The organism is Saccharibacillus sp. JS10, from assembly GCF_024436065.1.
Lineage (GTDB): Bacteria > Bacillota > Bacilli > Paenibacillales > Paenibacillaceae > Saccharibacillus.
This window is the reverse complement of record NZ_JANFNS010000002.1, coordinates 494,348-519,556: the sequence shown is the minus strand read 5'-3', so window position 1 is coordinate 519,556 and position 25,209 is coordinate 494,348. Positions and strand designations below refer to the sequence as shown.

At 46.6% G+C, this 25,209-nt stretch carries 25 protein-coding genes and 6 tRNA genes; 5 read left to right on the top strand and 26 right to left on the bottom strand.

All coding sequences use genetic code 11. From position 1 onward, the window contains the following. Positions 1 to 5 precede the first annotated feature (5 nt). The 10 genes from NOM90_RS07815 to NOM90_RS07770 form a co-directional block, all read right to left on the bottom strand. Positions 6 to 2,219, bottom strand: a complete 2,214-nt coding sequence (locus NOM90_RS07815) for a DUF5702 domain-containing protein (protein ID WP_255941148.1) — start codon at positions 2,217 to 2,219, stop codon at positions 6 to 8. 177 nt (positions 2,220 to 2,396) lie between these two features. Further along, on the bottom strand, positions 2,397 to 3,110 hold the full coding sequence (locus NOM90_RS07810; RefSeq protein ID WP_255941147.1) for a TadE/TadG family type IV pilus assembly protein: 714 nt from the start codon (positions 3,108 to 3,110) through the stop codon (positions 2,397 to 2,399). A gap of 26 nt (positions 3,111 to 3,136) precedes the next feature. Further along, positions 3,137 to 3,352, bottom strand: a complete 216-nt coding sequence (locus NOM90_RS07805; RefSeq protein ID WP_255941145.1) for a Flp1 family type IVb pilin — start codon at positions 3,350 to 3,352, stop codon at positions 3,137 to 3,139. A gap of 39 nt (positions 3,353 to 3,391) precedes the next feature. Next, positions 3,392 to 4,270, bottom strand: coding sequence for a type II secretion system F family protein (locus NOM90_RS07800; protein ID WP_255941144.1), 879 nt, complete (start codon positions 4,268 to 4,270; stop codon positions 3,392 to 3,394). Positions 4,271 to 4,283: 13 nt separating this feature from the next. Then, a complete protein-coding gene (locus NOM90_RS07795) occupies positions 4,284 to 5,114 on the bottom strand; it encodes a type II secretion system F family protein (RefSeq protein WP_255941849.1) in 831 nt (276 codons plus the stop codon). 16 nt (positions 5,115 to 5,130) lie between these two features. After that, positions 5,131 to 6,405: a TadA family conjugal transfer-associated ATPase gene (locus NOM90_RS07790; protein WP_255941143.1), complete on the bottom strand. Its 1,275-nt coding sequence runs from the start codon at positions 6,403 to 6,405 to the stop codon at positions 5,131 to 5,133. Beyond that, on the bottom strand, positions 6,402 to 7,589 hold the full coding sequence (locus NOM90_RS07785) for a nucleotide-binding protein (protein WP_255941142.1): 1,188 nt from the start codon (positions 7,587 to 7,589) through the stop codon (positions 6,402 to 6,404). Before NOM90_RS07785 ends, NOM90_RS07790 begins: the two co-directional genes overlap by 4 nt. A 169-nt stretch (positions 7,590 to 7,758) precedes the next feature. Further along, positions 7,759 to 8,199: a thiol-disulfide oxidoreductase DCC family protein gene (locus tag NOM90_RS07780; protein WP_255941141.1), complete on the bottom strand. Its 441-nt coding sequence runs from the start codon at positions 8,197 to 8,199 to the stop codon at positions 7,759 to 7,761. Between the two features lie 159 nt (positions 8,200 to 8,358). Then, positions 8,359 to 8,628, bottom strand: coding sequence for a hypothetical protein (locus tag NOM90_RS07775; RefSeq protein WP_255941140.1), 270 nt, complete (start codon positions 8,626 to 8,628; stop codon positions 8,359 to 8,361). 181 nt (positions 8,629 to 8,809) lie between these two features. Then, positions 8,810 to 9,232: an organic hydroperoxide resistance protein gene (locus NOM90_RS07770; RefSeq protein WP_255941139.1), complete on the bottom strand. Its 423-nt coding sequence runs from the start codon at positions 9,230 to 9,232 to the stop codon at positions 8,810 to 8,812. Between the two features lie 168 nt (positions 9,233 to 9,400). On the opposite strand from NOM90_RS07770, the gene NOM90_RS07765 reads away from it, so the two are divergent. After that, positions 9,401 to 9,880, top strand: coding sequence for a glutathione peroxidase (locus NOM90_RS07765; RefSeq protein WP_255941138.1), 480 nt, complete (start codon positions 9,401 to 9,403; stop codon positions 9,878 to 9,880). A gap of 143 nt (positions 9,881 to 10,023) precedes the next feature. On the opposite strand, the gene NOM90_RS07760 is transcribed toward NOM90_RS07765, so the two are convergent. Continuing rightward, positions 10,024 to 10,106 (bottom strand) — tRNA-Leu (locus NOM90_RS07760). A gap of 283 nt (positions 10,107 to 10,389) precedes the next feature. Between NOM90_RS07760 and NOM90_RS07755 the strand changes: the two genes are divergently transcribed. After that, positions 10,390 to 11,040: an urease accessory UreF family protein gene (locus NOM90_RS07755; RefSeq protein WP_255941137.1), complete on the top strand. Its 651-nt coding sequence runs from the start codon at positions 10,390 to 10,392 to the stop codon at positions 11,038 to 11,040. 34 nt (positions 11,041 to 11,074) lie between these two features. On the opposite strand, the gene NOM90_RS07750 is transcribed toward NOM90_RS07755, so the two are convergent. Then, positions 11,075 to 11,473 carry a helix-turn-helix domain-containing protein gene (locus NOM90_RS07750; RefSeq protein ID WP_255941136.1) on the bottom strand — a complete coding sequence of 133 codons (399 nt, stop codon included), beginning with the start codon at positions 11,471 to 11,473 and terminating at the stop codon, positions 11,075 to 11,077. 170 nt (positions 11,474 to 11,643) lie between these two features. On the opposite strand from NOM90_RS07750, the gene NOM90_RS07745 reads away from it, so the two are divergent. After that, positions 11,644 to 11,904, top strand: coding sequence for a hypothetical protein (locus tag NOM90_RS07745; protein ID WP_255941134.1), 261 nt, complete (start codon positions 11,644 to 11,646; stop codon positions 11,902 to 11,904). Between the two features lie 268 nt (positions 11,905 to 12,172). Here NOM90_RS07745 and NOM90_RS07740 read toward each other — a convergent pair. The 6 genes from NOM90_RS07740 to NOM90_RS07715 form a co-directional block, all read right to left on the bottom strand. Continuing rightward, positions 12,173 to 12,255, bottom strand: a tRNA-Leu gene (locus NOM90_RS07740). Positions 12,256 to 12,299: 44 nt separating this feature from the next. Continuing rightward, a tRNA-Lys gene (locus NOM90_RS07735) sits at positions 12,300 to 12,375 on the bottom strand. Between the two features lie 4 nt (positions 12,376 to 12,379). Continuing rightward, a tRNA-Glu gene (locus tag NOM90_RS07730) sits at positions 12,380 to 12,451 on the bottom strand. Positions 12,452 to 12,627: 176 nt separating this feature from the next. Further along, a tRNA-Ser gene (locus tag NOM90_RS07725) sits at positions 12,628 to 12,719 on the bottom strand. 8 nt (positions 12,720 to 12,727) lie between these two features. Further along, positions 12,728 to 12,803, bottom strand: a tRNA-Asn gene (locus NOM90_RS07720). A 378-nt stretch (positions 12,804 to 13,181) separates the two neighbouring features. After that, positions 13,182 to 13,649 (bottom strand): SprT family protein, encoded by a 468-nt coding sequence (locus NOM90_RS07715; protein ID WP_255941848.1) that lies wholly within the window; start codon positions 13,647 to 13,649, stop codon positions 13,182 to 13,184. 143 nt (positions 13,650 to 13,792) lie between these two features. Between NOM90_RS07715 and NOM90_RS07710 the strand changes: the two genes are divergently transcribed. Next, positions 13,793 to 15,295, top strand: coding sequence for a serine hydrolase domain-containing protein (locus NOM90_RS07710; RefSeq protein WP_255941132.1), 1,503 nt, complete (start codon positions 13,793 to 13,795; stop codon positions 15,293 to 15,295). 91 nt (positions 15,296 to 15,386) lie between these two features. Here the strand turns inward: NOM90_RS07710 and NOM90_RS07705 are convergent, their stop codons facing one another. From NOM90_RS07705 to NOM90_RS07670, 8 genes are all read right to left on the bottom strand, one after another. Continuing rightward, positions 15,387 to 17,552 (bottom strand): Tex family protein, encoded by a 2,166-nt coding sequence (locus NOM90_RS07705; protein WP_255941847.1) that lies wholly within the window; start codon positions 17,550 to 17,552, stop codon positions 15,387 to 15,389. Positions 17,553 to 17,692: 140 nt separating this feature from the next. Further along, a complete protein-coding gene (locus tag NOM90_RS07700) occupies positions 17,693 to 18,625 on the bottom strand; it encodes a TRM11 family SAM-dependent methyltransferase (protein ID WP_255941130.1) in 933 nt (310 codons plus the stop codon). Positions 18,626 to 18,703: 78 nt separating this feature from the next. Continuing rightward, on the bottom strand, positions 18,704 to 19,630 hold the full coding sequence (gene sdaAA, locus NOM90_RS07695; protein WP_255941128.1) for an L-serine ammonia-lyase, iron-sulfur-dependent, subunit alpha: 927 nt from the start codon (positions 19,628 to 19,630) through the stop codon (positions 18,704 to 18,706). Beyond that, positions 19,627 to 20,316: an L-serine ammonia-lyase, iron-sulfur-dependent subunit beta gene (gene sdaAB, locus NOM90_RS07690; protein ID WP_255941126.1), complete on the bottom strand. Its 690-nt coding sequence runs from the start codon at positions 20,314 to 20,316 to the stop codon at positions 19,627 to 19,629. Before sdaAB ends, sdaAA begins: the two co-directional genes overlap by 4 nt. A gap of 344 nt (positions 20,317 to 20,660) precedes the next feature. Next, a complete protein-coding gene (locus NOM90_RS07685; protein WP_255941124.1) occupies positions 20,661 to 21,011 on the bottom strand; it encodes a type II toxin-antitoxin system PemK/MazF family toxin in 351 nt (116 codons plus the stop codon). 3 nt (positions 21,012 to 21,014) lie between these two features. After that, the gene (locus NOM90_RS07680; RefSeq protein ID WP_018975910.1) at positions 21,015 to 21,296 is read right to left on the bottom strand and encodes a CopG family ribbon-helix-helix protein; all 282 of its coding nucleotides are present in this window, start codon (positions 21,294 to 21,296) and stop codon (positions 21,015 to 21,017) included. Between the two features lie 147 nt (positions 21,297 to 21,443). After that, positions 21,444 to 22,667, bottom strand: a complete 1,224-nt coding sequence (alr, locus tag NOM90_RS07675; protein WP_255941120.1) for an alanine racemase — start codon at positions 22,665 to 22,667, stop codon at positions 21,444 to 21,446. A gap of 283 nt (positions 22,668 to 22,950) precedes the next feature. Continuing rightward, on the bottom strand, positions 22,951 to 23,511 hold the full coding sequence (locus tag NOM90_RS07670) for a GbsR/MarR family transcriptional regulator (RefSeq protein ID WP_255941118.1): 561 nt from the start codon (positions 23,509 to 23,511) through the stop codon (positions 22,951 to 22,953). A 477-nt stretch (positions 23,512 to 23,988) separates the two neighbouring features. On the opposite strand from NOM90_RS07670, the gene NOM90_RS07665 reads away from it, so the two are divergent. Further along, the gene (locus NOM90_RS07665; protein ID WP_255941116.1) at positions 23,989 to 25,209 is read left to right on the top strand and encodes a quaternary amine ABC transporter ATP-binding protein; all 1,221 of its coding nucleotides are present in this window, start codon (positions 23,989 to 23,991) and stop codon (positions 25,207 to 25,209) included.

Genomic DNA, 25,209 nt, shown 5'->3' with positions numbered 1-25,209 from the left:
GTCAATCAATAAGAATAGTCCGCTTGGATATCGACCGTGTATTCGGAACCGACACCGCTATCTCCGCCTATATTTAAGCTGTGCATGACACCCGGCAAAAACCAGATTGGCATCGAAATCGCCGCTTCGCCAGACAGATACGTGTAGTGGTCGTCAGGGTTTACGCCGGTATCAAACCGGATCAGCGCCAACATTCGCGATAACCGATTGTCGTTACCCGGATGCGCGAACAAAAACAATCGAAGATGATCTTTGTACGTAAGCTTGATCGGGATCGTTTTTGCCAACTCGACATGCCCTTGCGTCGCAAGTTTTGCCATATCGGCAACCGCAACAATCAAGCCTTCTAGTACGGCTTTTGCTAAAATCACGAGCGGATTGCCTAACGCCAGAATTTTCGGGTCTACTAAAGCTTCCATCGTTCGAATCGCAACGCGCATCGCGAAGATCTCTCCGTAAGCCGCTGCTAAGTTCGCTCCAGGGTCGCCAAATCCATAAAGAATATATTCTAACTCTTGCTCTTTGATCGACAGAAGCTCGGCTGCGACGGCTCCGTCGATTTTTGCTCCAGGTTTAGCCAGCGCTTCAATCTTAGACAAATCAAAATTCGAAAAATGATCGGAAGCATATTCGTTTTGCAGCAGCCGATCGCCAGTCGCATCAAGCATGCTCGACATACCCCCGAAAAAACCATCCATTTTTTGCATCGAATCTTTGCTTACCGCAGCCGCATCTTGTTCAAGTTTGTCCGCTTTGGATGCTTCTACGCGTGATGCGTTAAGACTTACATTTTCTTGGAAATAACTTTCGACTTTTTGGAAATCTTCGATATGACCTTTGGATTTAGATAAAAATTCGATCAATTCATTTGCTTGTTGAAGCTGATTTTTCGCGTCTTTTTCAAGTTGTTTACGCTCTTCATCATGTTTTCGGTGTTCGGCTAATTGATTTTCGATGACTTGAATCGTACGTCCACCGCTTCCGTAGCGTTCATGATAAAAAGAAGTGACTTGACCCGCTGAAGCGACATAACTTTTGAGCGTATATGTACTGAGTCCCAGTTCACTAAAAGCTTGCGGCAGTATCCCTTCAAGTGCGTCTACTTTAGATTTCATGGAGATAAAGTCTGTTTCTTGATGCTGCATATGCGTATTCATACTTCCAAAAAACGTAGGCTTGAGTACTAATTGCTCCAAGTTTTCTTGCACGCTTTTAGGGCTACCGGAAGGTCCTCCGTCTGCCCCTGGAATATCTGAACCGCTGACCTGATCGTATGCCGCATCCGCACTTCGGTCGCCGATCGCTGCAATCACTTGTTCGATCTGCGTATTCAGCTCTTGCGCTTTTTTCAAATGTTCTTTGGCTTGCGTCAAATCGCGACTATGCGGCGGGAAAGCTCGACTCACAATGGTATTCATCCGGCTAGTTACCGATTGTGATCCGGATTCGTAATCGGCAATTCTCATCGACATACGGATCGACTCGAAAAATCCGGGATTGGATTCTTCGGTGTCGGTAACGGCAGTACTGTCCGGCGGCGTATCGTCAGCAGAGAATCGTTCTTTTTGAAATTTGTAATCGTCATACTGCGCTGCCATATCTGTTGCATTCGCAACATGACCGCTAAGCGGTACATCTTGAATATCGCTAATCTGCCCGCTGGAACTTGATCCGATATTTCGCTTCAAATCATCGGTTCGTTGTCCTGCTTTTTTGATTAGATCGACCATTTTATCGAGTTCAGCTTCCCGCTTGTCGTATAATTTTTGTAATTTCTCAAGTATTTCTACGGCGCCCGAAGCTTCTTTCATCGTTTGCGACATCGGTTTAAAACGTCCTACGACTTCGAGCGCAAAATTAACGGGTGCTTTATATTTCATTTCTTCATTTATTTGCGTTTTGAATACTTCGTAACTGCCTAATTCGCGGCTTAGCTCGACAGACGAAGAAACTAACTTAGCATCGGTAATCGGCAGCACATCAGACCGTTCTTTGTAGATCAGACTTCGCTCCAATACCCCGGTAAAGATCAAAGAGGGATCGGTTTCTCCATACGCGAATAATCCATAACTTCGCTGAAGTTCCGGCACATAAGCCGACATCACCGAACGGGTTGCTGCATGTACCAAGCGTTCTGTTTTGGCTTTTAAAGCTGAAATACGTGAATAATCAATAAAGATTGCGACAAAAGCCAACGTAACCGCTAAGATTAAACTCAAAAAAATCGTAATCGCACCGCGTTCATTTTTCCAAAAAGGAAACTTGCGTATAAAAAAATGATCAGTTCGTGCGCCAATCTTTATCTTCTTGATCTTCAACGTTCCACCCCCAAGTCGGAATGATTCCTCAATCGTACATTCCGACTTCTGTTTCTTATTCCAATGTTTCTTTTGCCGTTATTTCTTTTTCGCGACTTTGCTTAGTTGAACTCCTGCATTTTGGGGCGTCATCGCGACGGCTTCTCCACCTTTTTCTTCACTAGGCTTAGCTTTGTCCGCTTTGAACTTGCCTACGTAATACCGAACAAGTTCAACGTTGCGAATAAATTCGACAGGCTCTACGACGGTCGAATACTGCGAACCGCCCATCTGATCTCCAGCAAATCGCTGGATCGGAACGAGATTGAGCGGCGTGTACAACACGGTCGTAATCGGATGCAAAATGCCGCGCTTGCTCGTCATCGTACCGCTCACTCCAGCCGGAAGCGGCTTTGCCGCGTTCGCCATCTTAATTGCACCTAGCGATTCGCCACCACCGTCCGGCACATTAATTGTCTGGGAGGCTCCGCCTTCGCTGAACCCACCAAACAAAGCCGAAACCAACTGATCTTCGGTCAGACGCCAGTACAGATCTTCGGTTTCTCCTTCTTCGGCAAAGCTTCCCGTACTCGGATCTTTATGCGAGTTATTCCAGCTATAAGCTGCGCGTTCCGAAGTGATCGCCGAAGCTTGGACCAGCATCGCACTTTGGTAGAGGTACAAACAAAGCAGCAAGATCATCACGACGCACAGCATAATGATCGGGAAAACGAATGTAGATTCGATGGTGAAGCTACCGCGTGAGCTACGTAAAAAAGAAGTTGGTTTGAGAGATGAATGGTTGTTTTTCATCTGGTTCTCCTAAAAGATGCTCAATTTTACTTGCCTGCTTTAGAAGGATCAACTTCTTTGAAAAATCCATCTGTTTGGTCATCGAGTTTTCCGAACAAACGACTAATCAATGTTGAAATTTGATTTTTGAAAATCAAGGCAATAATAACCGTCACCGCGATAATCAAAATGATTTCCAAAGTCCCCAACCCATCTTCTTCTTTCCAAACGCCTTTGATCTTTTGCCCAATTGCTTGTAACATATGTGTTCCTCCTCGTATTGTGAATAAAATAGATTTCATTTACATCTGAATCATCATCATCGCCGGCCCACCGACCATGAGCATAACCACCAACAAAATCAGCACCATCGGAAATACCATTTTCGACGAAGCCTTCTCCCCTTGAATCCGTCCTAACGCTTTGCGCTTTTCCCAGAGCGAACGAGACAGTTCTCGCAATGCCATCGCAAATTCGCCGCCGCCTCGTTTGTGATTGAGTAGCACTGTCGTGACGAAGACTGTGGCTTCCTGCACACCGCAGCGTTTACCAAACTGCTCGAAAGCTTGGTGAAAAGGATCTCCGCTTCGCCACTGCTGCGACATTTTGTTCAGTTCGCGGTGCAGCGGATGGGTACTGCTTTCTTTTTGCTGCGCATAATGCACAATCGCCTGCTGCACGGTTTCCCCCGCACCTACGAGCAGCACGATCTGATTCAGCATCTCCGGCAGTTCCATCAAGATCTTTTCTTCGCGTTCTTTCACTTTAGATGCCAGATCTTTGATCAGTGCAAAAGGAAGCAGTATCGCGAGCCCTAGCCCGATCACCAACCATATCAGTGAACCTCCGTTGACGATCGCCATCACACATCCAAATACAAGAAGCAGCATCGCATACAGCAACATTTGCGCCATAAAAAGCATCGTGCGTTCTGCGCTGTCACGTAATCCTTCACCGCGTTGTACCGACGACTGAAGCTTGTGAAAAAAGATCGGGAATCTTGCCGCGATCCGCATTTTCTCGATCAGCACCAGCATGAACGGCAATAAATTTCTTAGACGTATGCCATCCATCTTAAGTGCGGCGATTTGCTGATGATTTTTCGTCCGCTTCGTCGCTGCGAATCCGAACAAGACTACAGCCACGACAAGTAAAAGACTACACACCCCTACCACGATCATCTTGCCACCCCATTTAGATTTGAATCTTCATAAAACGTTGAATCAGCCAAGCACTTAGCCCAAGTAAACCCAGACCTACACTCGCCAAAATAATGCCTAGCGGCGTGCCGTAGAGCGGAGCCATAAAGTCCGGTGCGGAAAAATTCATAAACAAGATAAAAACAAACGGCGTTGCCAGCAAAATATTCGACTCGAATTTTTTTTGCGCAATCATAACCGATATATCTTGCTGAATATCCATCTTCTCGCCGATGATCGTCGAGGTACGCCGAATGACTTCGATTAGATCTCCGCCGGTTCGCTTGCAGGTGACGAATACGTTGATAAAGTTGTCGATGTCTTCGACTTTCGCTCGACTGCCAAAATTCAACAATGCGGATTCGATCGGTTCTCCATACTCTAGCCGCGTCGTGATCACTTCCAATTCCCGAATCATGTCACTGCTTCCGCCGGGATAGAGCAGCTCCAAATCTTTTGCGGCTTCCCGGAACGCATTTTCGACCGAGCGTCCTGCCGACATCGAAGAAGATAGCGAGTACAACGCTTGCTTGAAATGAAGCTTGAGCAAAGTACGCTGTCGATTGATTTGTCTACTCTGCCAAAGCTTTGGCGCTTTGTAGGCGGGAATCGTTAAAAGCAAAGCAAGCAACCAAATTTTGTAGAAGACCATTCCTACAGCGAATAACAAGGCTGCGACGACGACAATACTCCAAATCTTTTCGTGGACAGATAGCTGATACGCCGCATAGTCTTGCAACTTGTCTTTCGGCGCTTGGTTAGAGCTTTGAGGTTGCTTTGATTTCGTCGCTTCGGTACTCACTGCACCTGCTTCGTTTACATTCATGCGCAGCAATAAAGATTCACCCCCCTTCAGGCAATCCGGCGATTTGTCGCCAGTTGGCTGCGCCCGCTTCTCTTAATTTGTCGCTATGCTGCATGGGTTCTGCACTTCGTTTCAACTGTCCGATCACTTTGCCGTCTTTTTCCCCTTCTTCTTGGAAACGAAAAAGTTGCCTCAGCTCCACTTGTCCATTTTTCATTCCTATCACTTCGCTGATCTCTACCACGCGCCGAGAACGATCTCGAAGCCGCGACAAATGGACAAACAAATCGATTGCCGACGAAATCTGCTGACGCACAACTTCTACCGGAAGGTCCGCTCCGCCAAGTACCATCGTTTCCAGACGGCTCAGCATATCTTTGGCACTGTTTGCGTGACCTGTAGAGAGTGAACCGTCGTGCCCTGTGTTCATCGCTTGCAACATATCCAGCGCTTCCGATCCGCGCACTTCGCCGACTACGATCCGATTGGGACGCATCCGCAAGGAAGAACGAATCAGATCACGGATCGAAATCTCGCCTTTGCCTTCGATATTCGCGTTACGTGTCTCTAATGAAACCAAATTCGGTACCGTGACAATCTGAAGCTCCGCAGAATCTTCGATCGTGATGACCCGCTCATCCGGCGGAATATATTGCGACAATGCATTGAGAAAAGTCGTTTTACCCGATCCTGTACCGCCGCTTATAAAAATGTTGTACCGACTGCGCACTAAGATTTTCAAAAAATCAGACGCTTCTTGATCGAGCGCACCGCGCTTCACCAGATCATTCATCGTCATCGGCTTTTCTGGGAATTTACGAATCGTCAGCGTTGGACCTTTGAGCGCAATCGGCGGCAGCACGACGTTCACCCGCGAACCGTCTTTGAGACGCGCATCGACAATCGGCGAAGATTCGTTTACGACGCGGTTCACACCCGATACAATCGTTTGCACCAAATCTTCCAGCTTTTCTTGCGATTCGAACGATTGCGGCAGACGGCTGACTTCACCTTCTCGTTCGATAAAAATCTCAGTATGCCCGTTGATCATAATTTCTGTCACGGTTTTGTCGTCGACGAGCGGTTGCAAAATATCTAGCCCGCGAAAAGAATCATAGACGCGCCGAACCAATTTCCGTTTTTCCCCGGATGTCATTGAGTTTATTCGCATGTCCGACAGCACTTTGCGTTCGATCAGTTCCATCAACTGAAGATCATCGGCTGACTGCGTGACATCGAGCGACGAACGAATTTCAGCGCGTATTGTACGAAACATTTCTTCTTCCCAAGATTCTGTCTGTAATGGGCTCATTGCCATCCACCTGCAACTTGAGCAAGCTGCGCTCCGTTATGCGGTTGCTTGCGGTCTGTCCCGATATGAAGCTGTGCGCATAGTGCCAAAATATCTCGCTGAAAAATCGGTGATCCGAGCAATACATCTTCTCTCGATACATATTTCCATGACGGAATGTATGATAAAAATGCCGAGGGACGAATTTCCGGTCTTGGCAACTTATTTTCTAAGCGACCTCCGTACCGATTGACGATAAAATGGCTTTTCGCTATCCAAACGTGAAATTGATGGTTTTGACGAGTTTCCCAATACTCCATCCAGCCCGTGGTTTTCGTCATATGTAGCAAATCATCGGCAAGGATCCATAAGATCCGATCGGCTCGATCCAACAAAGCTTTGCAGCGATCATGATTTTCGGCATCCGTATCCGCTATGATCAGATCGTACATTCCGCTTGCCGCCAAATAATCGAGCAATGCCGTCGTATCGGCTTCATCCATCTGGAGCAGTTCATCCGGTCGCTTAAGCGGCGGAAAGGTCGTACATTTGATACTTTCTTGAAAAGAAGCGTAGCGAGATAACGGCGCCTGACAAGTTTTGCCTTGCTCTTTCGCCGTGCGAATATCGTAAAGCAGCTGAGGTAAGCCGCCTTGCTGCTCGCGATTTGCAACATTGCCGCTCCGAAAAGAAGCCGAGCTGTCTACCGTTTCTACATTCAGATAAAATACGCGAACCCCTTGCCCGCCTAATTGTTTTGCCAAATTTAAAGCTGTCGTCGTTTTCCCCGCTCCTGCCGCTGCCGAATAGACGGCAAGTACTTCCGCATTCTCCCCTGATCTTGCACCGCTTCCCGCGTTCCCTTGCAACGTTCCCGCTAAATCCATCACGGCTGTCAGCAATAAATTCAGAGGTTGAAAAGGAAGCAATACCGGGCCGCCCAGCGCAATACTTTCTTCGTCGTCGCCAAGTACCGCCCACGGAATCGATTTACTGCTTTCTAAGGCTAGCCACGGCGACAAAAAATTCGGTTCGCCGAGGATAAAATCCGGCCGTTCTTCTTCGATCGCGGTCAAAAACGTATCCACTTTCGAAAAAGCTTTCACGCTGACTTGCTTAGCAAATTCTCCGGTACGCGCATACAGCAGAAAAGGCTCAATATACTGCTCGTCTTCTACCGCCAACGCAATTTGCAAATTCCGCATCTTTCACCCCTCGCTCTCTTGTGCAAACACAAAAAAGCACCGCTCACAAACCCACCTATTTTAGGCGAGTCATGAGCGGTGCTTCCGCTGTGTGTTGTAAATTTAATTTCACAATAGCATAGAGCTTGCAAGCAGGCAAGACCCATTTTTTATAAAATTTTGGAATCCTTCAACCTTGCCCGCCATCTAAAAATCGCTCTCTCACACCCGGCGGCGGCAATGGACATACGTCGTCTTTACCGAACCATCTGTACCGATTGCGAGCGATATAACGATACACGGCATCTCGCAAAGGACGCGGAATGATGATGAACGCATACAGCAGCGGCCACGGAAAACGAAGTCGGCGCGCAATTCGCAAAGCTGCACTGGATCTCACCGTTCTCCGACCAGACTCCACAAGCACGAGCGTATTCGGTTCTCCTGATTCTTCGAATCCTTGTCCGCCAGACAATCTAGCTCCCGGCTCAGACTGCAAAGAAGCAAAGTTAAATACGCCTTCGGGATCGCGCTTGACGATAAATCGAACAGCACCTTGGCAAAAATGGCAAACGCCGTCGATCAAAACAATAGGGTGATTGGGCGTGAGAGTATCTGGTTGTGATTTCATGTCTGATTTCCTCCTTCATCCAAATCTTGGGTATGTGTGTTGTTTACCCGACCTGAATGATAAAAAAACAGACGCCCGGAAGGATTCCAGTCGTCTGTTTTCGTTACGTTGCGAGTTAAAACTTCCCTCAAGCTTATGCTAATCGGGCAGCCCGTCCACCTACAGTAATTGTGCGATTTTTCCGTCTTGCAATTGGCTGTCCAGTTCGACTTTGAACTTCTCGAAGCAATTGCAAATATAGTCTTTACGGCAGATTGGGCAAGGTGTCTTGAGCAGACGGCTAACGTTCGTTAACTTCCACTCCGGGAACCGATTATAAAAGACGCGGCACAATGTGCCATCTTCCAAATGAACGACGAATTCGTAAAGTCCGTCTTTATCGTTACTTCCGGCCTTGTCTACACCTACCACTTTCGGTCTGTAAGCCATGTTTATATCACCCGTTTTCATAGTCTCGGCATAGATAAGAAGACTCCTTCTACGCCGCGTGCTTATATAGCTTAATGAATTTCACCCTTTGTGTCAACCGAATAACAAAGGATCTTCTTATGAAAAAAGCCGGAAACTCTTCCTTTGAAGAAGAGCTTCCGACTTGGTAAATATCAACAATTTAGATCACGCTAAGTTCGACATCCATATTGCCGCGAGTCGCTTTGGAATATGGGCAGAAATCGTGAGCTTTTTCAACCAACTCTTGAGCTTTTTCACGATCCAGACCTGGAATGCGGACTTCAAGTTTGGCTTGCAGTTTAAATCCGCCGTCAGATTCGTCTTTGCCGATATGAATCTCACAGGTTACTTCGGTATCTGGAATATCAATTTTTTCTTTGCGTGCGATATTTGCCAAAGCACTCTCGAAACAAGCGCTATAACCGGCTGCAAAAAGTTCTTCGGGGTTAGTACCCGTGCCGCCTCCGCCGCCAAGCCCTTTGGGTACGGAGAGTTGCAGATTCAATGCGCCATCCGCGGATTCAACGACCCCGCTTCTTCCACCTCGACGTGCTGTAGCTTTTGCTGTATACAAAGCATCCATGTATCATTCACTCCTCAATTGGAATTTGAGCGATAGCCCTTTTTGCGAAACTACCTAATCTATAACGCCAAATCACCTAGAGTGAAACGAGAAGCGAATTGCAAAAACCAATTAAGTTGTTTACAATCAAAAAGAGAGTAATCATTTTTTCGAGGAGGAATTTCGATCATGTCTGTTTATGAATACGAAGCCCGTACGTCTAAAGGTACCGAAGTTAAGCTGTCCGATTATCAAGGTAAAGTCGTTCTGATCGTCAACACAGCGAGTAAATGCGGATTTACCCCTCAGTTCCAAGGTCTGCAAGAACTGTACGACAAGTATCATGACCGTGGTCTTGAAATTTTGGGCTTCCCAAGCAATCAATTCAAAGAACAAGATCCAGGCAGCAACGAAGAAATTTTGGAGTTTTGCCAACTGAACTACGGCGTTCAATTCCCCATGTTCGAAAAAGTCGATGTTAAAGGCGAAAATGCACATCCATTATTCCGCTATTTGAGCGACGAAGCACCTGGGCTTATGGGTTCCAAATCGGTTAAATGGAATTTCACTAAATTCCTGATCGACAAAGAAGGCAAACCCGTTAAACGTTTTGCTCCGCAAACGTCTCCGGATCAACTTGAAAAAGACATCGAGAAATTACTCGGCTAAATAGACAACATACGAAAAAGCCCCTGTGTATACAGCGGGCTTTTTTTATAAAGTAAACTTCAGCATACTTTTTCACAAAAAAACAAATCAATAGAAAAACAAAAGCCGATAAATCCTCTAAAGGACTTATCGGCTTTATCGTATGCGGTAGAGAGGACTCGAACCTCCACGGGTATACACCCACTACCCCCTCAAGATAGCGTGTCTGCCATTCCACCACTACCGCATATCAATAAATTGAGGCAACTTCTATAATATACTGACTTTTAAGCAGGCAGTCAATCTATTTTTCTTTATGATATTATTATGTAATATTAAATAACATATAAAGTGATTAAAAGCATGGAATTCGAAGAATTATTCGAAAAATGATCTTTTTTTCTTGACCCCCTGCTTAAAAAGATGTAAAAATGAGAGTATATCTTTCTTCTACTGATCAAAATTTCTTATCAAATAACATATACCTAACATATAAATATTTTATATCTATGAAAAGGAGGTACAACCTAATGTATAGCGGACAAAAACTTCTCAATTACATGACTTTGCTTGAATCGTCGTCCCCATCTCCTATAGGTTGTATCAAAAGAGATCTAAAAGGTAACCATTTAGATTGCACAGAAGCATTTGAAGATGTGATGAAGACGTATATCCATCCTAGACTTACTCATATCGAAGGACGAGCGATCGAAGAAATTTACGCTGCCCTTCAAAAAAATGATTACGAACGTATTTTTCAAATCGACCGGAATCTGCGTACACGTACAAGCCCTAATGAAATTGATCGCGAAATGCGGCGTAGCGGCAAAAAGTTGCTCAAACTTTCGAAATCGTTATATCCGTGGATCAACTTCACGCCGGTTGCAGAAGCTTTGCAAGCGGAGAAAACATTCGGTTGCCCGGCAATTTTCTACGCGTGGATCAATTTTCATCTTGAAATCCCATGCAGCGAAGCGGTGCCTGTCTATCTGTATCACCAAACGACTGCCTATGTCGATCACTGCGCGCAATTATTGAGCTTAGACGATGTGACTCGCCGTAAAATGCTGACCCGAATGATCGATGATGTTGCGGAACGTTGGTTACGTGTTCAGCCACACCTTACACCTTCTTTTATGCCGACTATGCCCTTTGAATCTCCGATTCAAAAAACGCTCTGAAGCGAACTCGCTTCAGAGCGTTTTTATTTGGTTCTTATTCATCTTGTTTATAAGCCCGGTCTTCTGCTTGTTTAGGTTTGGCTTTTTGATTGCGCCGATAAGCAGTAAATTCAATATATTCGCGCACAAATTCTTTTTCGCGAGAAGATAACTCATGATTCTGGCAATTGGGTTGCCCTGAATCTTCAAAAAAATAACGGTCGCCCGTTTCTTTCACTTCTTCCGGACGCCATTCTTTTCCTGTCATCAACCAATCCAAACTCACCGAAAAGAAACCTGCAATTTCGATCAATTTGTGTGTGCTTGGTGTCGACTTTCCTCTGCGCCAATCGCCAAGATTTCCTGCACTGATACTTAAGCGTTCACCGAACGCTTTTTTCGTCATTCCGCTGCTTTTGATCAGCTGTTCGATCCGATCGTAAATCGACTGCAAATCGTCATCCCCTTCAAACCGGTTTCTACACCAATACTACGTAATTACGCAACATATGATTGAAAGTTTACGTATTTGCGTATATAATTGGTTTTATGGTAAATGATCCCTCATTCTTCTCTAATCGATTATAATTCATCTTTTTGTACATGAACAGGAGGAGCGCTACATTGCAAAGAAAAAAACCGATTACCCCTTTTGGCTGGGAAATCAAACGGCGCTTAGCCGAACTAGAAATGGATCAAAAAACATTTTGCGAAAAATACGAGATCCCGCCTTCTCGTTTGTCCAATCTAATAAACGGAAGTCGCAAAGCTACGAAATATCGCAAACAAGTTGCTCTTGTATTAGGAATTCCCGATTCCTACCCTTCCGCGTCTTTTTCAGACGAGTCTCCACCTCAAGTTAAATCCACTGGAACAGGACGGTGAAACATGGCAACTTCTCCAATAGAATTGAATTGGATTTCAGTTTGCGCGGGGTGTGGGCGAATCTATGGATCTCAAAGCTGGCGTAAAGCAATGCGAGGAGAATTGAGTAACGTTGAGATTACACATGATATTTGTCCGGATTGTATTCGTCTACTGTACCCTAACTATGCACAGGTCGCAGATCGGCTTATGCAGCAAAATATTAAAAATCAAACTTATTAACTAAAACAAAAAAGCAGACTCTGTAAAGAGTCTGCTTTTTATCGTATGCGGTAGAGAGGACTCGAACCTCCACGGGTATACACCCACTACCCCCTCAAGATAGCGTGTCTGCCATTCCACCACTACCGCATAATCATAAATCATTCACCATTTCTAATGAGGAGAAAAAGAAATGGTGAGCCATGAAGGACTCGAACCTTCGACACCCTGATTAAAAGTCAGGTGCTCTACCAACTGAGCTAATGGCTCAAAATGACCCGTAGGGGATTCGAACCCCTGTTACCTCCGTGAAAGGGAGGTGTCTTAACCCCTTGACCAACGGGCCTTAATGACTGTGCTACAACTTCTGTCGCTTAAGCACAAGTAAGAGTATATCAAATATTTGATATAGAATGCAAGCATTTTTTTATTTTTATTTTTATTTATTTTTAAAACAAAAAAAAGAACCTTTTCAGGTCCTTTTTCTTATTCTATGTAGGTCTTCTTTAATTGAAACATAAATGGCGGAGAGAGAGGGATTCGAACCCTCGCACCGCTCACGCAGTCTAACCCCTTAGCAGAGGGTCCCCTTATAGCCACTTGGGTATCTCTCCAAAAAAAATGGCTCCCCGAACAGGACTCGAACCTGTGACAACTCGATTAACAGTCGAGTGCTCTACCAACTGAGCTATCAGGGAACATTACTTAATGTTTCAACAAGATATAATTTATCATGCGTATATTTTTTCGTCAACCCTATTTTCAAAAAAAGAGTATAAATAAAAAGAACCCTGTTCACCTCCGGTGAAATTCGGGTTCCGATGACGTTCTTTTCGAGCGATTTGATTCAACACTTCTTGTTTCGTTTTCGTTTTTCGGCTTCGCATATCGACTTTCGCAAATGGGCTTCTGAGCTCTGCCGCATCCATCTTACCTTCTCTAACTTGTTTTTCTCGTAATTTCCGTGATGCTGATTTTGCCATGTTTATAACTCCTTTTTGGATTCTATAGTAGACTGCAATTGCGCAATCGGAATCTTTTATTAGTATAAACGTATTTACCGTTCATCGCTACAGCTACTCCCTTTGCAGCTCTTCCAAACGAAGTTTACCGGCACATTTTCCGCAGCGATAACGTTTGGGGTCGATTCGCCGTTTTCTTTTATACGTCATGTTGCAATCCAAACACACCAATTGATATTTGAACGGCAGCGTGCGCTTCGCTGCATCCGGTAAAGACTGGCAGTATCGACTCCCGCCGACTTTGGCAAGCAATCTTTTGAAATCAGCGTCCCGGTGTTGATACCCTCGCCCAGCAAGATGCAGATGGTAATGACAAAGCTCATGCTTGATAATGCCTTCTACCGCTTCTTCGCCGTGGGCTGCAAGCTGATGCGGATTAATCTCGATATGATGGGATCGCAGCGCGTAGCGTCCGCCCGTCGAACGTAATCTACGATTAAAAAAAGCTCGATGGGTAAAAGGTACGCCGAAATGTTCTAGCGAAACTTTTTCTATCCATTGTTGCAATTGTTCATCGCTCATTGTTTTTGTATCGGTCACGAATATCCCTCTTTCTTTCGTCGTCTATTGAATTGTAACTTGGAATTGGACTACACTGTCAAGGAAAGGCTTTAATTCTATACGTAATCGTCTAGATGATCTTAATGACAACTTTGGAGGTACTTATGGCTGGAACTCAATTGAACAGACGCCGACCGGAAGAAGCCGGTGTGAATCCGCAAGGAATCATCGATTTTCTAAGCGCGGTAGACCGTGAAAAATTCGATCTGCGAAGCTTTATGCTACTGCGCCGAGGAGAAGTCCTTGCCGAAGGTTGGTGGGCACCGCACACATCCGAAGATCGACATGCGATGTATTCGGTCAGCAAAAGCTTCACATCGACTGCTGTAGGGATTGCAATCGAAGAAGGGCTGCTGAACGTCGAAGACAAAGTCGTCGATCTACTGCCGCATCTGCTTCCCGAAAATCCACATCCGAATTTGCTTCAAATGACCGTACACGATCTGCTCGTGATGGGCACGGGGCAAAAACAAGATCCGCTCGAAAAAGCTCGTTCGCAAAAAGACGCCGATTGGGCGAAAGCGTTTTTGTCTGCTGAAGTCGAAAATGTTCCGGGCAGCGTGTTCTCGTACAGCAGCGGCGCGACTTATATGGCATCCGTGATTTTGCAAACGTTAACAGGCCAAAAAGTTATGGATTACTTGGAACCTCGACTTTTCGCTCCGCTCGGCATTGAACGTAAAACCTGGCAAGAAAGCCCTCAAGGATACACCGCAGGCGGCTGGGGATTGAAACTTTGCAGTGAAGACCTTGCCAAATTCGGACAGCTGTATCTGCAAAAAGGAAATTGGAACGGACAGCAACTGGTCCCTGAAAAATGGGTGGAACTTGCGTCATCGAAACGTATCGATAACGGAGATGATCCCGAAGGTGACTGGGGACAAGGTTACGGATACCAATTTTGGATGTGCCGACATGACGCATACCGCGCTGACGGCGCTTACGGGCAATTCTGTCTGGTACTCCCGAATCAAGAAGCTGTCGTTGTCTTGACGTCCGCGATCTCACGTACCAAAGAACTGCTGAATGAGGTATGGGATCACTTGCTCCCTGCGATGCAGTCTGCTCCGTTACCATTGAGCGAAACAGGCGAACAGGCCACGAAAATGCTCACTCAATTGGAGTACGCACCGGAACCGGCGGGTGAAGTTGTAACTGGCGAAGCTTGGTCAGGCGAAACGTATCAGTTGAAAGGCACACTCGACGATGGGGATCTTGATGAAGGTCTTGTGTTTAAATCTATATCATTGACGGCACATGAAGACGGTTCGATTAAGGTTGACCTTTCGCTAGCCGAACCTCAAAACCAATCGGAACCTTTCCCGTTCTCTTTGATTAGCGGCGCAGGAGTATGGCACAAAAATGAAAATGTCCTTTCGCCAACGACACCTGGTTTCCCTTCGGATGTAGGTCCGATCTACGCATCCAATAGTCGACGCGCGGATGGATCTATCCATATTGCGATTCGTTTTGCCGAAGATCCGATTAGCTTCAACTGGCATTTCGCTTTCGAAGACGATACTTTGCATTTCGAAGATTTAGCGAATCCTGAATTGCATCAAAAAGCGACAAAGCTTACTGGAACGCTTGAGAATTCGAAAGCGTAACTCTTACCGACTCCAGACTATTAGCGTGCTTTTAAAATGAGCATAAAAAAGCGTTACGGCATACATCATGCCGTAACGCTTTTCTTTATAGTTAACCTTCTACAGGACCACGCATCGTCAGACCGACGCGACCTTTTTTGAGATCGGCATTCAAGACCCATACCGTGACGGTATCGCCGACAGCAACCACGTCCATCGGGTGTTTAACAAATTTCGTGCTAAGCTGCGAAATATGCACAAGCCCATCGCTTTTGATGCCGATATCGACAAACGCACCGAAGTCGATTACGTTACGCACGGTTCCTTGAAGCTCCATCCCCGGCTTCAAATCTTCGATCTTCAATACGTCCGTGCGGAAGATCGGCGCAGGCAATTCTTCACGCGGGTCACGACCCGGACGTTGCAGACTTTCGATAATATCGCGCAGCGTCGGAACGCCGACTTCCAACTTCTCTGCTAGTGCTTCTACATCGATCTGTTCCAGCGTAGAAGTCATGGCTGCACTGCCGAGATCGCTGGCTTTGACGCCAAGCTCTTTGAACAGTCGATCCACGACTTTGTACGATTCCGGGTGAATCGGTGTGCGATCCAGTGGATTCGAACCTTCGATCCGCAAAAAGCCTGCACATTGTTCTAACGTTTTGGCGCCGAGACGCGGAACTTTTTTCAATTCAACGCGGCTTGCGAACGAACCGTTCTCATCGCGGTATTTAACGATATTGCGAGCGGTCGTCTGATTGATGCCTGCTACATACGAAAGAAGCGAAGGCGAAGCTGTATTCACGTCGACGCCGACATGGTTAACTGCTGATTCCACGACCGCTTTCAACTGACCTTCCAGTTGTTTTTGCGAGACGTCGTGTTGATATTGACCGACGCCAATCGCTTTCGGATCGATCTTCACTAGCTCCGCGAGCGGATCTTGCACACGGCGAGCAATCGAAGCCGCGCTACGCTCAGCCGCATCCATATCCGGGAATTCTTCTTGCGCGATCTTCGAAGCCGAATAGACACTGGCACCTGCTTCGTTGACGATCAGGTACGACAATTTACGAGCGGTATAATCGCCGATCCAATCTGCAACGAATTGCTCCGTTTCACGTGAAGCCGTACCGTTACCGATGACGATCAATTCCAGATCGTACTTCTCAACAAGCTCGCGGAATTTCTCCGCAGCTTCGCGCTTCTGGCTGCGCGGCGGCGTCGGATACGTGACCGCCACTTCAAGCAGCTTGCCGCGTTCGTCGAGCGCTGCTAATTTGCAGCCGGTACGGAAAGCCGGGTCTACGCCCAGTACGCGCTTGCCGCGTACAGGAGGTTGCAGCAACAAGCTGCGCAGATTTGCCGCAAAAATAGAGATCGCTTGCGCGTCGCCTTTTTCCGTCAATTCGCTGCGGACTTCGCGTTCAATCGAAGGCGCAATCAGACGCTTGTACGCATCTTCAATCGCACGTTCCAACACAGGATGAACCGGCGAAGCTCCTTTGATCACTTGTCTGGAAATATAACGCAAGATCGGAGCCGAATCGGTCTCCAAGCTTACTTTGAGAATATTTTCCCGCTCGCCGCGATTGATTGCCAAAATACGGTGCGGAGGCATCTTTTTCGCAAGTTCGCTGTAGTTGTAATACATTTCGTAGACCGATTCCGCAGAGTTATCTTTCGCTTCCGTCACCAAAATCCCATGATCCAACGTATAAGTCCGTACCCATGCCCGAATCTTCGCGTCATCCGCAAGCTGCTCCGCGACAATATCCAAAGCGCCTTGCAATGCTTCTTCGGCTGTCGATACGCCTTTGTCTTCCGAGACATATTTCGCAGATTCCGCGTCCAGATCAGCCCGTCCCGGTTGGCTGAGCAACCATATCGCCAAAGGCTCCAAACCTTTTTCTTTTGCGACGCTTGCGCGTGTCTTACGCTTTTGGCGGAACGGACGATACAAATCTTCGACTTGTTGAAGTTTTGCAGCTTCCAAAATCGAAGACTTCAATTCAGCGGTCAACTTACCTTGCTCGTCGATGATCCGCAGCACTTCGTTTTTACGTACATGAAGATTGCGGGCATATTGCACACTGTCTTCGATATCTCTGAGTTGGTTTTCATCCAATTCGCCGGTCATTTCTTTTCGATAACGCGCGATAAAAGGAACCGTGTTCCCTTCGTCTAACAGCGACACCGCTGCTTTCACTTGCTTAGACGCAATATTCAGCGCTTCCGCGGTATGACGGAATAAACTTTCAAGTTCCGTTTTCGTCATTTCCGAGGATGTAGTACTCAATTCCAATTCCAAATCCGACACAAAATCTCCCTCTTTCTGCTGTTGCCTGTTCTCCCATTCCTGCTGAAAACGATATTTTTATTATGACAGAATAAGCTTCATTTCCGCAAACCCAATCATCAAAAGGATTGACTGAGCCAAATATGCCGAGCAAATTTCCCTTTACGGACAACACAATGATCAATGACTGAAAAACCGACTTGTTCCAACTGAGCGCCAATATCTTCGGTTGCGACAATGACGCAGCGGCTAGCTAATCGGTACGCCGACTGCAACATCTCCAATCGTTCATCCGATACCAGAACCGAACATAGATTATACGGCAAATCGAGGATCAGCGCATCGTAATTTCCTTCAAGCTTTCGCATATCCGCTACAACCACAGTCCCCGACAAGTTAAAATGAGCCAAATTTTCTCTCGCGCCTATCGCCGCTAACGGATTCAGATCGAAACCGTCGATCGAAATCCCCATCGATTTGGCTTCGATCAGCACCGTTCCGATTCCGCAACACGGATCGACTGCTCGAACTCCGGTCGGATCAGGAACCGCAATATTGGCGATCGCCCGTGCTGTACGCGTTCCAAGAGCCGTCGAATATTGTCTCGGTTTATCTTGATGAGCCAGCCAAAGCGACTTCGCCGCCACATAGTCTCCAAGTATCCATTGATCTTGGGCAAACGTGACTCCGTAAATTCGTTGTGGATTTTTCATCTTCGCAGTGCCGCGAACTTGCGCGCCGATTAATCGTTCGATACGCCGACATTCGTCATACGATACCGGTTGATCACTTTGGATATATTGTAATTTGAATGTTTCGCCGTCTAGCTCTAACTGAGACGCTTGCTGCGCCAACCCTTCCAAATGATCGCTGCTTATTTCGATCGTCAGACGTCCATGCAAAAAAGGGCTGCGCGACGGATCGATTTTTCGCTGCGACGAAATAGTTCTCGCTGTCGGCGCCGCATCCAGCAAAGCACGCAGCTCCATCTCGAATAGTTCGCGTTCGTCTTCGTGACAAGCAAAATCGTATATATAATCAGGCGACTCCATCTTCGACCTCCTGCTTATTCGGCATCAAAAAAGGCGCAACGACCGGCTCTTTCGCAGCCGTGATGCGCCCTGCTTTTGTTACTCGACGTTTTGACCCACTGGTTCTTCGGATTCCGGTTCAAGCGGCTTGCGACCGCGCATCAGGTTCTCGGTCAATTTGCGTCCGGTTGGCGTCTGCGCCAATCCGCCTTGCCCTGTCTCGCGGTGACCGCTCGGCATTGCCGCACCGACTTCAAGCATAACGCTCACCACTTCATCGGAAGGAATCGCGCTACGGACTCCGGCGAGTCCCATATCCGCTGCCGCTAACGCGTTAACTGCTCCAAGACCGTTACGCACGATACAAGGAATCTCGACCAGACCCGCTACCGGATCGCAAATGAGCCCCAATGTGTTTTTGAGCGCCAATCCTACGGCGTGCATCGCTTTTTCCGCATCGCCTCCGCGAAGTTCGACCAGAGCGCCTGCTGCCATGCCGATTGCCGAACCGACTTCGGCTTGGCAACCGCCTTCAGCGCCCGAGATAAACGAATTGTTCGCAATGACGTACCCGATCGCTCCAGCCGCAAACAATCCGTTCACCATATGCTCGTCGCTCCAGCCGAAACGTTCTTGTGAACTCACGAATACCCCTGGAATAATTCCGCACGAACCGGCTGTCGGCGTCGCGATAATTCGTCCCATCGACGCATTCACTTCGGATACTGCCAGCGCATATGCCATCGCGCGCGAAGACGGATCGCCCGAAGACGGCGTACCGTTTTCCACCAAATCCAGCACTTTCACCGCATCGCCGCCGCTTAGCCCGCTGCGCGATACATTTTGTTCACTTAATCCTTTGCGCACAGCTTCTTTCATTTTCTCGTAGTAATCCGCCATTTGCGCAAAGATGTCTTCCGGCGATACGCCTGTTTCTGCCGCTTGTTCTTCGATCATCACTTTCGCTAAAGTTTTATTTTCTTCTATACTAATCGTCGCCAATTCTTTGAGCGTCCGAAATCTCATTGTTCTTTGACCTCCTTGCGGTTCAAATCGATGACCGTCACGTCTTTGACTTCTTCGATCTGACGCAGTTTGTGTAGCAAATCGGAATTGGGTACGGAATCCAGTTCCATTACAGTAATCGCCTCCGCGCTTCGGCCTTTGCGGTCCACGCCCATATACCCGATATTCGTCTCGCTTTCGCCCAATATCTTTGTCAGTGAAGCAATGACGCCCGGACGGTCGTCGTGCAGAACGACAATGGTCGGATACTCTCCGCTGCAGCGAACCGTAAATCCGTTCATTTCATGAATCATAACGGTTCCGCCGCCAATTGACGCTCCGATGAGTTGAGCGCTGCGTCCATCTTTTGCAGTCAAATCCAGCTTCGCTGTATTCGGATGAGGCGCCAGCCCTACACCGCGTACGAATGTGATTTGAATTCCGCGACGCTCCGCTTCTTCCAAAGCTTCGGCAACGCGAGCGTCGTCGGTGTCGTATCCAAGCAGACCGCCTGCCAAAGCCAGATCGGTCCCGTGTCCCCAATACGTATCGGCAAACGAACCGTACAGCGCAATTTTGACACTCGCCGGTTCTTCGCCGAGCAATTGACGAGCAATCAATCCGATTCGTACGGCACCTGCTGTATGTGAGCTAGAAGGACCTACCATGGAAGGTCCTATAATAGAAAAGACATTTTTAAAACGCATCGACAAGCTCTCCTCGCTTATAAAATTGGAATCATCGGTCGTCGATACTCCACATTGTTTCTTTTTGAGACTTTATTTTCGTGCTGATCATCAAGCTTTATGCCGTTATTTTACACGTTAGGCCTGATTTCGTCGACTAATCTACAGTACTTCGATACCGCAGCAAAGAAATGTTAGGTTAGTGTAAATTTAGTTAGCGATTAAAGGCTTTTTCTTTTTATCCACACAAAAAAGGAGCCGCATACGCAAGATGTCTCGCGCAGGCTCCTTCTACAATTGACCTTGATCTAATAGGTCTTGGACTTCGTGTGTGGGACGCTACGTTCGTAACGCTACATCACGGGTCAAAAATCGACCAAACTCAAACTGATCTGAAGCGACTCGTCGACTCTTTTCATCGTCTCTTCGCCGAGACGCGTAATCCGGTCGGTTAAGCGCTGCTTATCGATCGTTCGGATCTGTTCAAGCAAAACGACTGAATCTCGGTCGAAGCCATGCGTTTTCGCATCGATCTCGACATGAGTCGGCAGTTTTGCTTTTTGAATCTGGGCGGTAATCGCCGCGACGATGACCGTAGGGCTAAAGCGGTTGCCGATATCGTTTTGAATAATCAAAACCGGACGAACCCCGCCCTGCTCGGACCCGACTACAGGAGACAGATCCGCAAAAAATACGTCACCGCGTTTTACAAGCAATAGTTACACCCCGCTTACTAAGCGAACCAGAGTGATGTCTGCATCTTCCTCCGCATGAAACGCTTCACAGGCCATCGACAAGTTGATATGTGCCATCTCCATGTACCCTTGTTGCATCGACTCGCGGATATACCGCTTTTTACGGTCGACCAAGTACTGTCTCATTGCCAGCCTAATCAGTTCACTGCGATTGGAATTTTCCAAAGCTGCGATACCATCCACTTCTTGAAGAAGATGATCGGGCAAGCTAATCATCACTCTTTTCGTGCTTTGTAAGTTCGCCACCGTTCGTCCACCCCCATGAGCTTATACCCCGTCAACGGTTCCTAGTTCAACCCGTCGTTTATCGGGAACTGTTGAAAAAGCGTATATACGATGCGTATATCACCTATGCTGCACTCATTATAGACTACAATCGTTCAACCGTACAACCTATTTCTTCATAATTTCTTCAGAAAAGTCGGTGAACCCTGCTGTAGCGCTATTTAAAAGAGGGTTAGATTCCGTAATATTTATTCCTTTTCGGGTATAAATTCGCGGAATACGGTGGGCAAGCATACAAACGACTTCGTAGTTGATGGTTCCCAGTTTGGTGGCAATTTCTTCAGCTGTGATGCGTTCGCCGAATTGAGTGCCGAGCAAAACAACTTCTTCGTTCACTAGAATATTTTCTGCATCTTCGAAATCTTTGAGTGACGCCATACATTGATCCATACAAATCGTTCCCGTCACCGGAGCACGCTGACCGCGAATCAACACTTCTGCTTTACCTCCGAGCATTCTCGAATAACCGTCCGCATAACCAACTGGCAGCGTCACAATACGTTCGCCTGCGTCAGCGGTATATAGCGAACCGTAACTGATGCTCATCGGCTCTTGCAGCGTTTTGGCAAAAACAACAGAAGTTTTGAGCGTAAGTACAGGCTGTAATTGAACAACCTTATGATTGACTTCACAAGAAGGATAAAGCCCATATAACGCAATTCCGATTCGAACCATTTTGGGGGACAACCCCGGCATGTCGATTGCAGCGGCACTATTGCCGGTATGTATCAACGAAATATGAATAAGGTCTTGCTCCAACGTGTTCACGACTTGTTGAAAAGCTTCGTATTGGCTCAATGTGTAGGTTTTGTCGACTTCATCTGCTCTGGCAAAATGGGTAAAAAGACCTTCTACTTCGATAGTTTCGACTTGAAGCGCTTTTTGCACAAAAGATACGGCGTCGCTTCCGGCAATCTGACCCAAACGCCCCATTCCGCTATCCACTTTGATATGAACTTTAAGCGGATTTGCCGAAGACGAAAGGTTCAAAGAAGCTGCTGCTTCCAACACCTCGTCGCTGAACAAAGCCACGGTAATATTGTGCTCAAGAGCGACCGCTAAGCCTTCCGGCGGCGTATAACCGAGCACCAAAATAGGAAGCGTAATCCCGGCAAAGCGTAGTTCCAAAGCTTCATCAAGAAAAGCCACACTTAAATAATCAGCACCCATACGTTCCAATTCACGACTCACTTCTACGGCTCCATGCCCATAAGCATTCGCTTTTACGCAAGCCAAAAGAAGGGTCGAAGGATGCAGATGCAAACGAAAAGCCTCATAGTTGATGCGAAGCGCATCTAGATCGATAACGGCTTGGGTAGGACGATACTGCATAAGGAAAACAGCCACCTCTAACATAAATTTATTAACTTTAGCGTAAACTCGTAGAGCAGGGCTGTCAATGCAGCGAAGCAGTCCACAACGACGAAGAAAGTAACGCAAAAATAAAGCCAGAGACAAAATCAGCCTACACTATCAGGTATTACCCGAACGCTGTTTTTTAGAAGCGCTCATTTAACTGCTTGTTTCAAAAATAAAAGGACAACATGAGTAGGATAAAGTTCTCCACAAAAAAAGCCGCACTAGGCGGCTGATTGAAGCATGACTATTTTTCGTTTTACGTTTCTTTTGGAACCAAGTCGTAAATGGTGCCGTCTTCCATCGTATCGATCAACCGATCAAGCCAACGATAATACTGTTCGGCTTGTCGAATTTTTTGCAAATCATTTTTTAGAACAGCGGCTACGCTTTCACTTGGCTCTGATGTCTCAAGCAGACGGTCGATTTCTTTTATCGCTCTACGCAAAGCTTGGAGATTATTCTCAACCGCCCGTCTCCATTCATTCGCAAAATAATCGGTGAACGTCTGATACCAATCGTATTCCACTTCATATAAATCTTTTCGGGAACCTTTTTCCCAAACTTTGTTCACCATATTCAAATCCAGTAAAGTACGAACCCCGGTACTCATGCTCGTTTTACTCATTTTCATTTCGCTACCCATTTCATCCAACGTCATCGGTTTGTCTGCAAAAAACAGCAAGCCGTATAGATGCCCCGTGGATAAAGTGACGCCGTATAGCTCCATATTGCGTCCTACGACTTCAATGACGCGTTTGCGAATACGTTGTACGATATCTTGTTCTTCTTGTGTCCACTGTGTCTGGTCCAAGCCCATGCCTGAAACCTCCTTCATGTCATTGCCATTCGAGTTCGGATCTATGAGTTGTTCATGGATCGGTTTGTATAAAATTTCTCATTTAATTTCAACTTTAATATATAGAAGAAACACGATCGAACTTAAGGTTTTCTTCACCTTTTTTTGAAGGCATCAATCAAGTTTCAGCCAAAGATGCAAATTGGTTCAATGTTATTCTAGGAGAACGCTTGTTAATTGTAAAGGATTGAAAAAGTGAGGATAAAGGAGGAATTTCGAGAATTTACGACTATAACTTTGTACAGTTTTTTCTGTACAAACTTAATGAACGGATATGAAGGTTGAAAAGAATTTTATGTTTTGTTAAGCTTTATGACGTTGAGCATACGCCGCTCGGTTGGTTAACTCTGCTCTCGAACGCTTATCCACCATTTGTTTTAGTGAGATACCGTTCGTTTTCAATATTATCTTTTTACAAACAAAGGAAGGGTGAACGAAATGCCAATACTCAGTATTCGAAACGTAAGCAAATTGTTCGGACCTAATGCTGCGCAAGGAGTCAAGCTTTTAGATCAAGGCTACAACAAGCAAAAACTTGCCAAAGAAAAACAAATCACCGTCGGGGTCAACCAGGTGAACATGGACATTGAAGAAGGCGAAATTTTCGTCATCATGGGGTTGTCGGGTAGTGGTAAATCTACACTCGTCCGCATGTTCAACCGGTTGATCGAGCCGACCGCAGGGCAAATCCTAATTAATGATAAAGACATCATGAAGATGAACGCGGAACAATTACGCGAGGTTCGTCGCAAAACGATCAGTATGGTTTTCCAAAAATTCGCCTTGTTCCCACACCGTACGGTAGCGGAAAATGTCGAATTTGGGCTTGAAGTTCAAAAAGTCGATAAATCGAAGCGTCAAGAAAAAGCACAGCAATCGCTGGAATTGGTCGGGCTTAAAGGCTGGGAAAACAAAATGCCGGATGAACTTAGTGGCGGTATGCAGCAGCGTGTCGGTCTCGCCCGTGCACTTGCCAATGATCCAGAAGTCTTGCTTATGGACGAAGCGTTCAGTGCGCTTGACCCTCTGATTCGCCGCGATATGCAAGACGAGCTGCTTGATCTGCAAGAAAAGATGAAGAAAACCATCATCTTTATTACGCACGACTTGGACGAAGCACTTCGAATTGGTGATCGCATTGCACTGATGCGAGACGGCGAAGTCGTACAAATCGGCACACCGGAAGAAATTCTAATTCAACCGGCTAACGGTTATGTCGAACGTTTCGTTGAAGACGTCGATTTGTCTAAAGTCTTAACCGCTTCGCATGTCATGCGTCGCCCTGAAACGATCACACCGGATCGCGGCCCTCGCGTTGCACTGGAATTAATGCGTGAACGCGGCGTATCGAACTTATTCGTGATTGATCGTAGTAAAAAGTTGCTTGGTGCAATTACGGCAGAAGATGCGTCCCGCGCAGCAAAAGAAAAACTTTCGATCGAAGAAATCTTGATTCCGGATTGCCCGGTATCTCCGCCTGATCGCTTGATCGGCGAAATGTTTGAACAAAGTAGCACATCGCCTATTCCAATCTCGGTAGTCGACGAAAATCATCGTCTATTGGGAGTTGTCGTGCGCGGCAGCTTGTTAGGCGCAATGGCTGGCGAAGTGGAAAATGAGGGAGGTCATGTCAATGAGCAACAACTTGATATCGGCTGA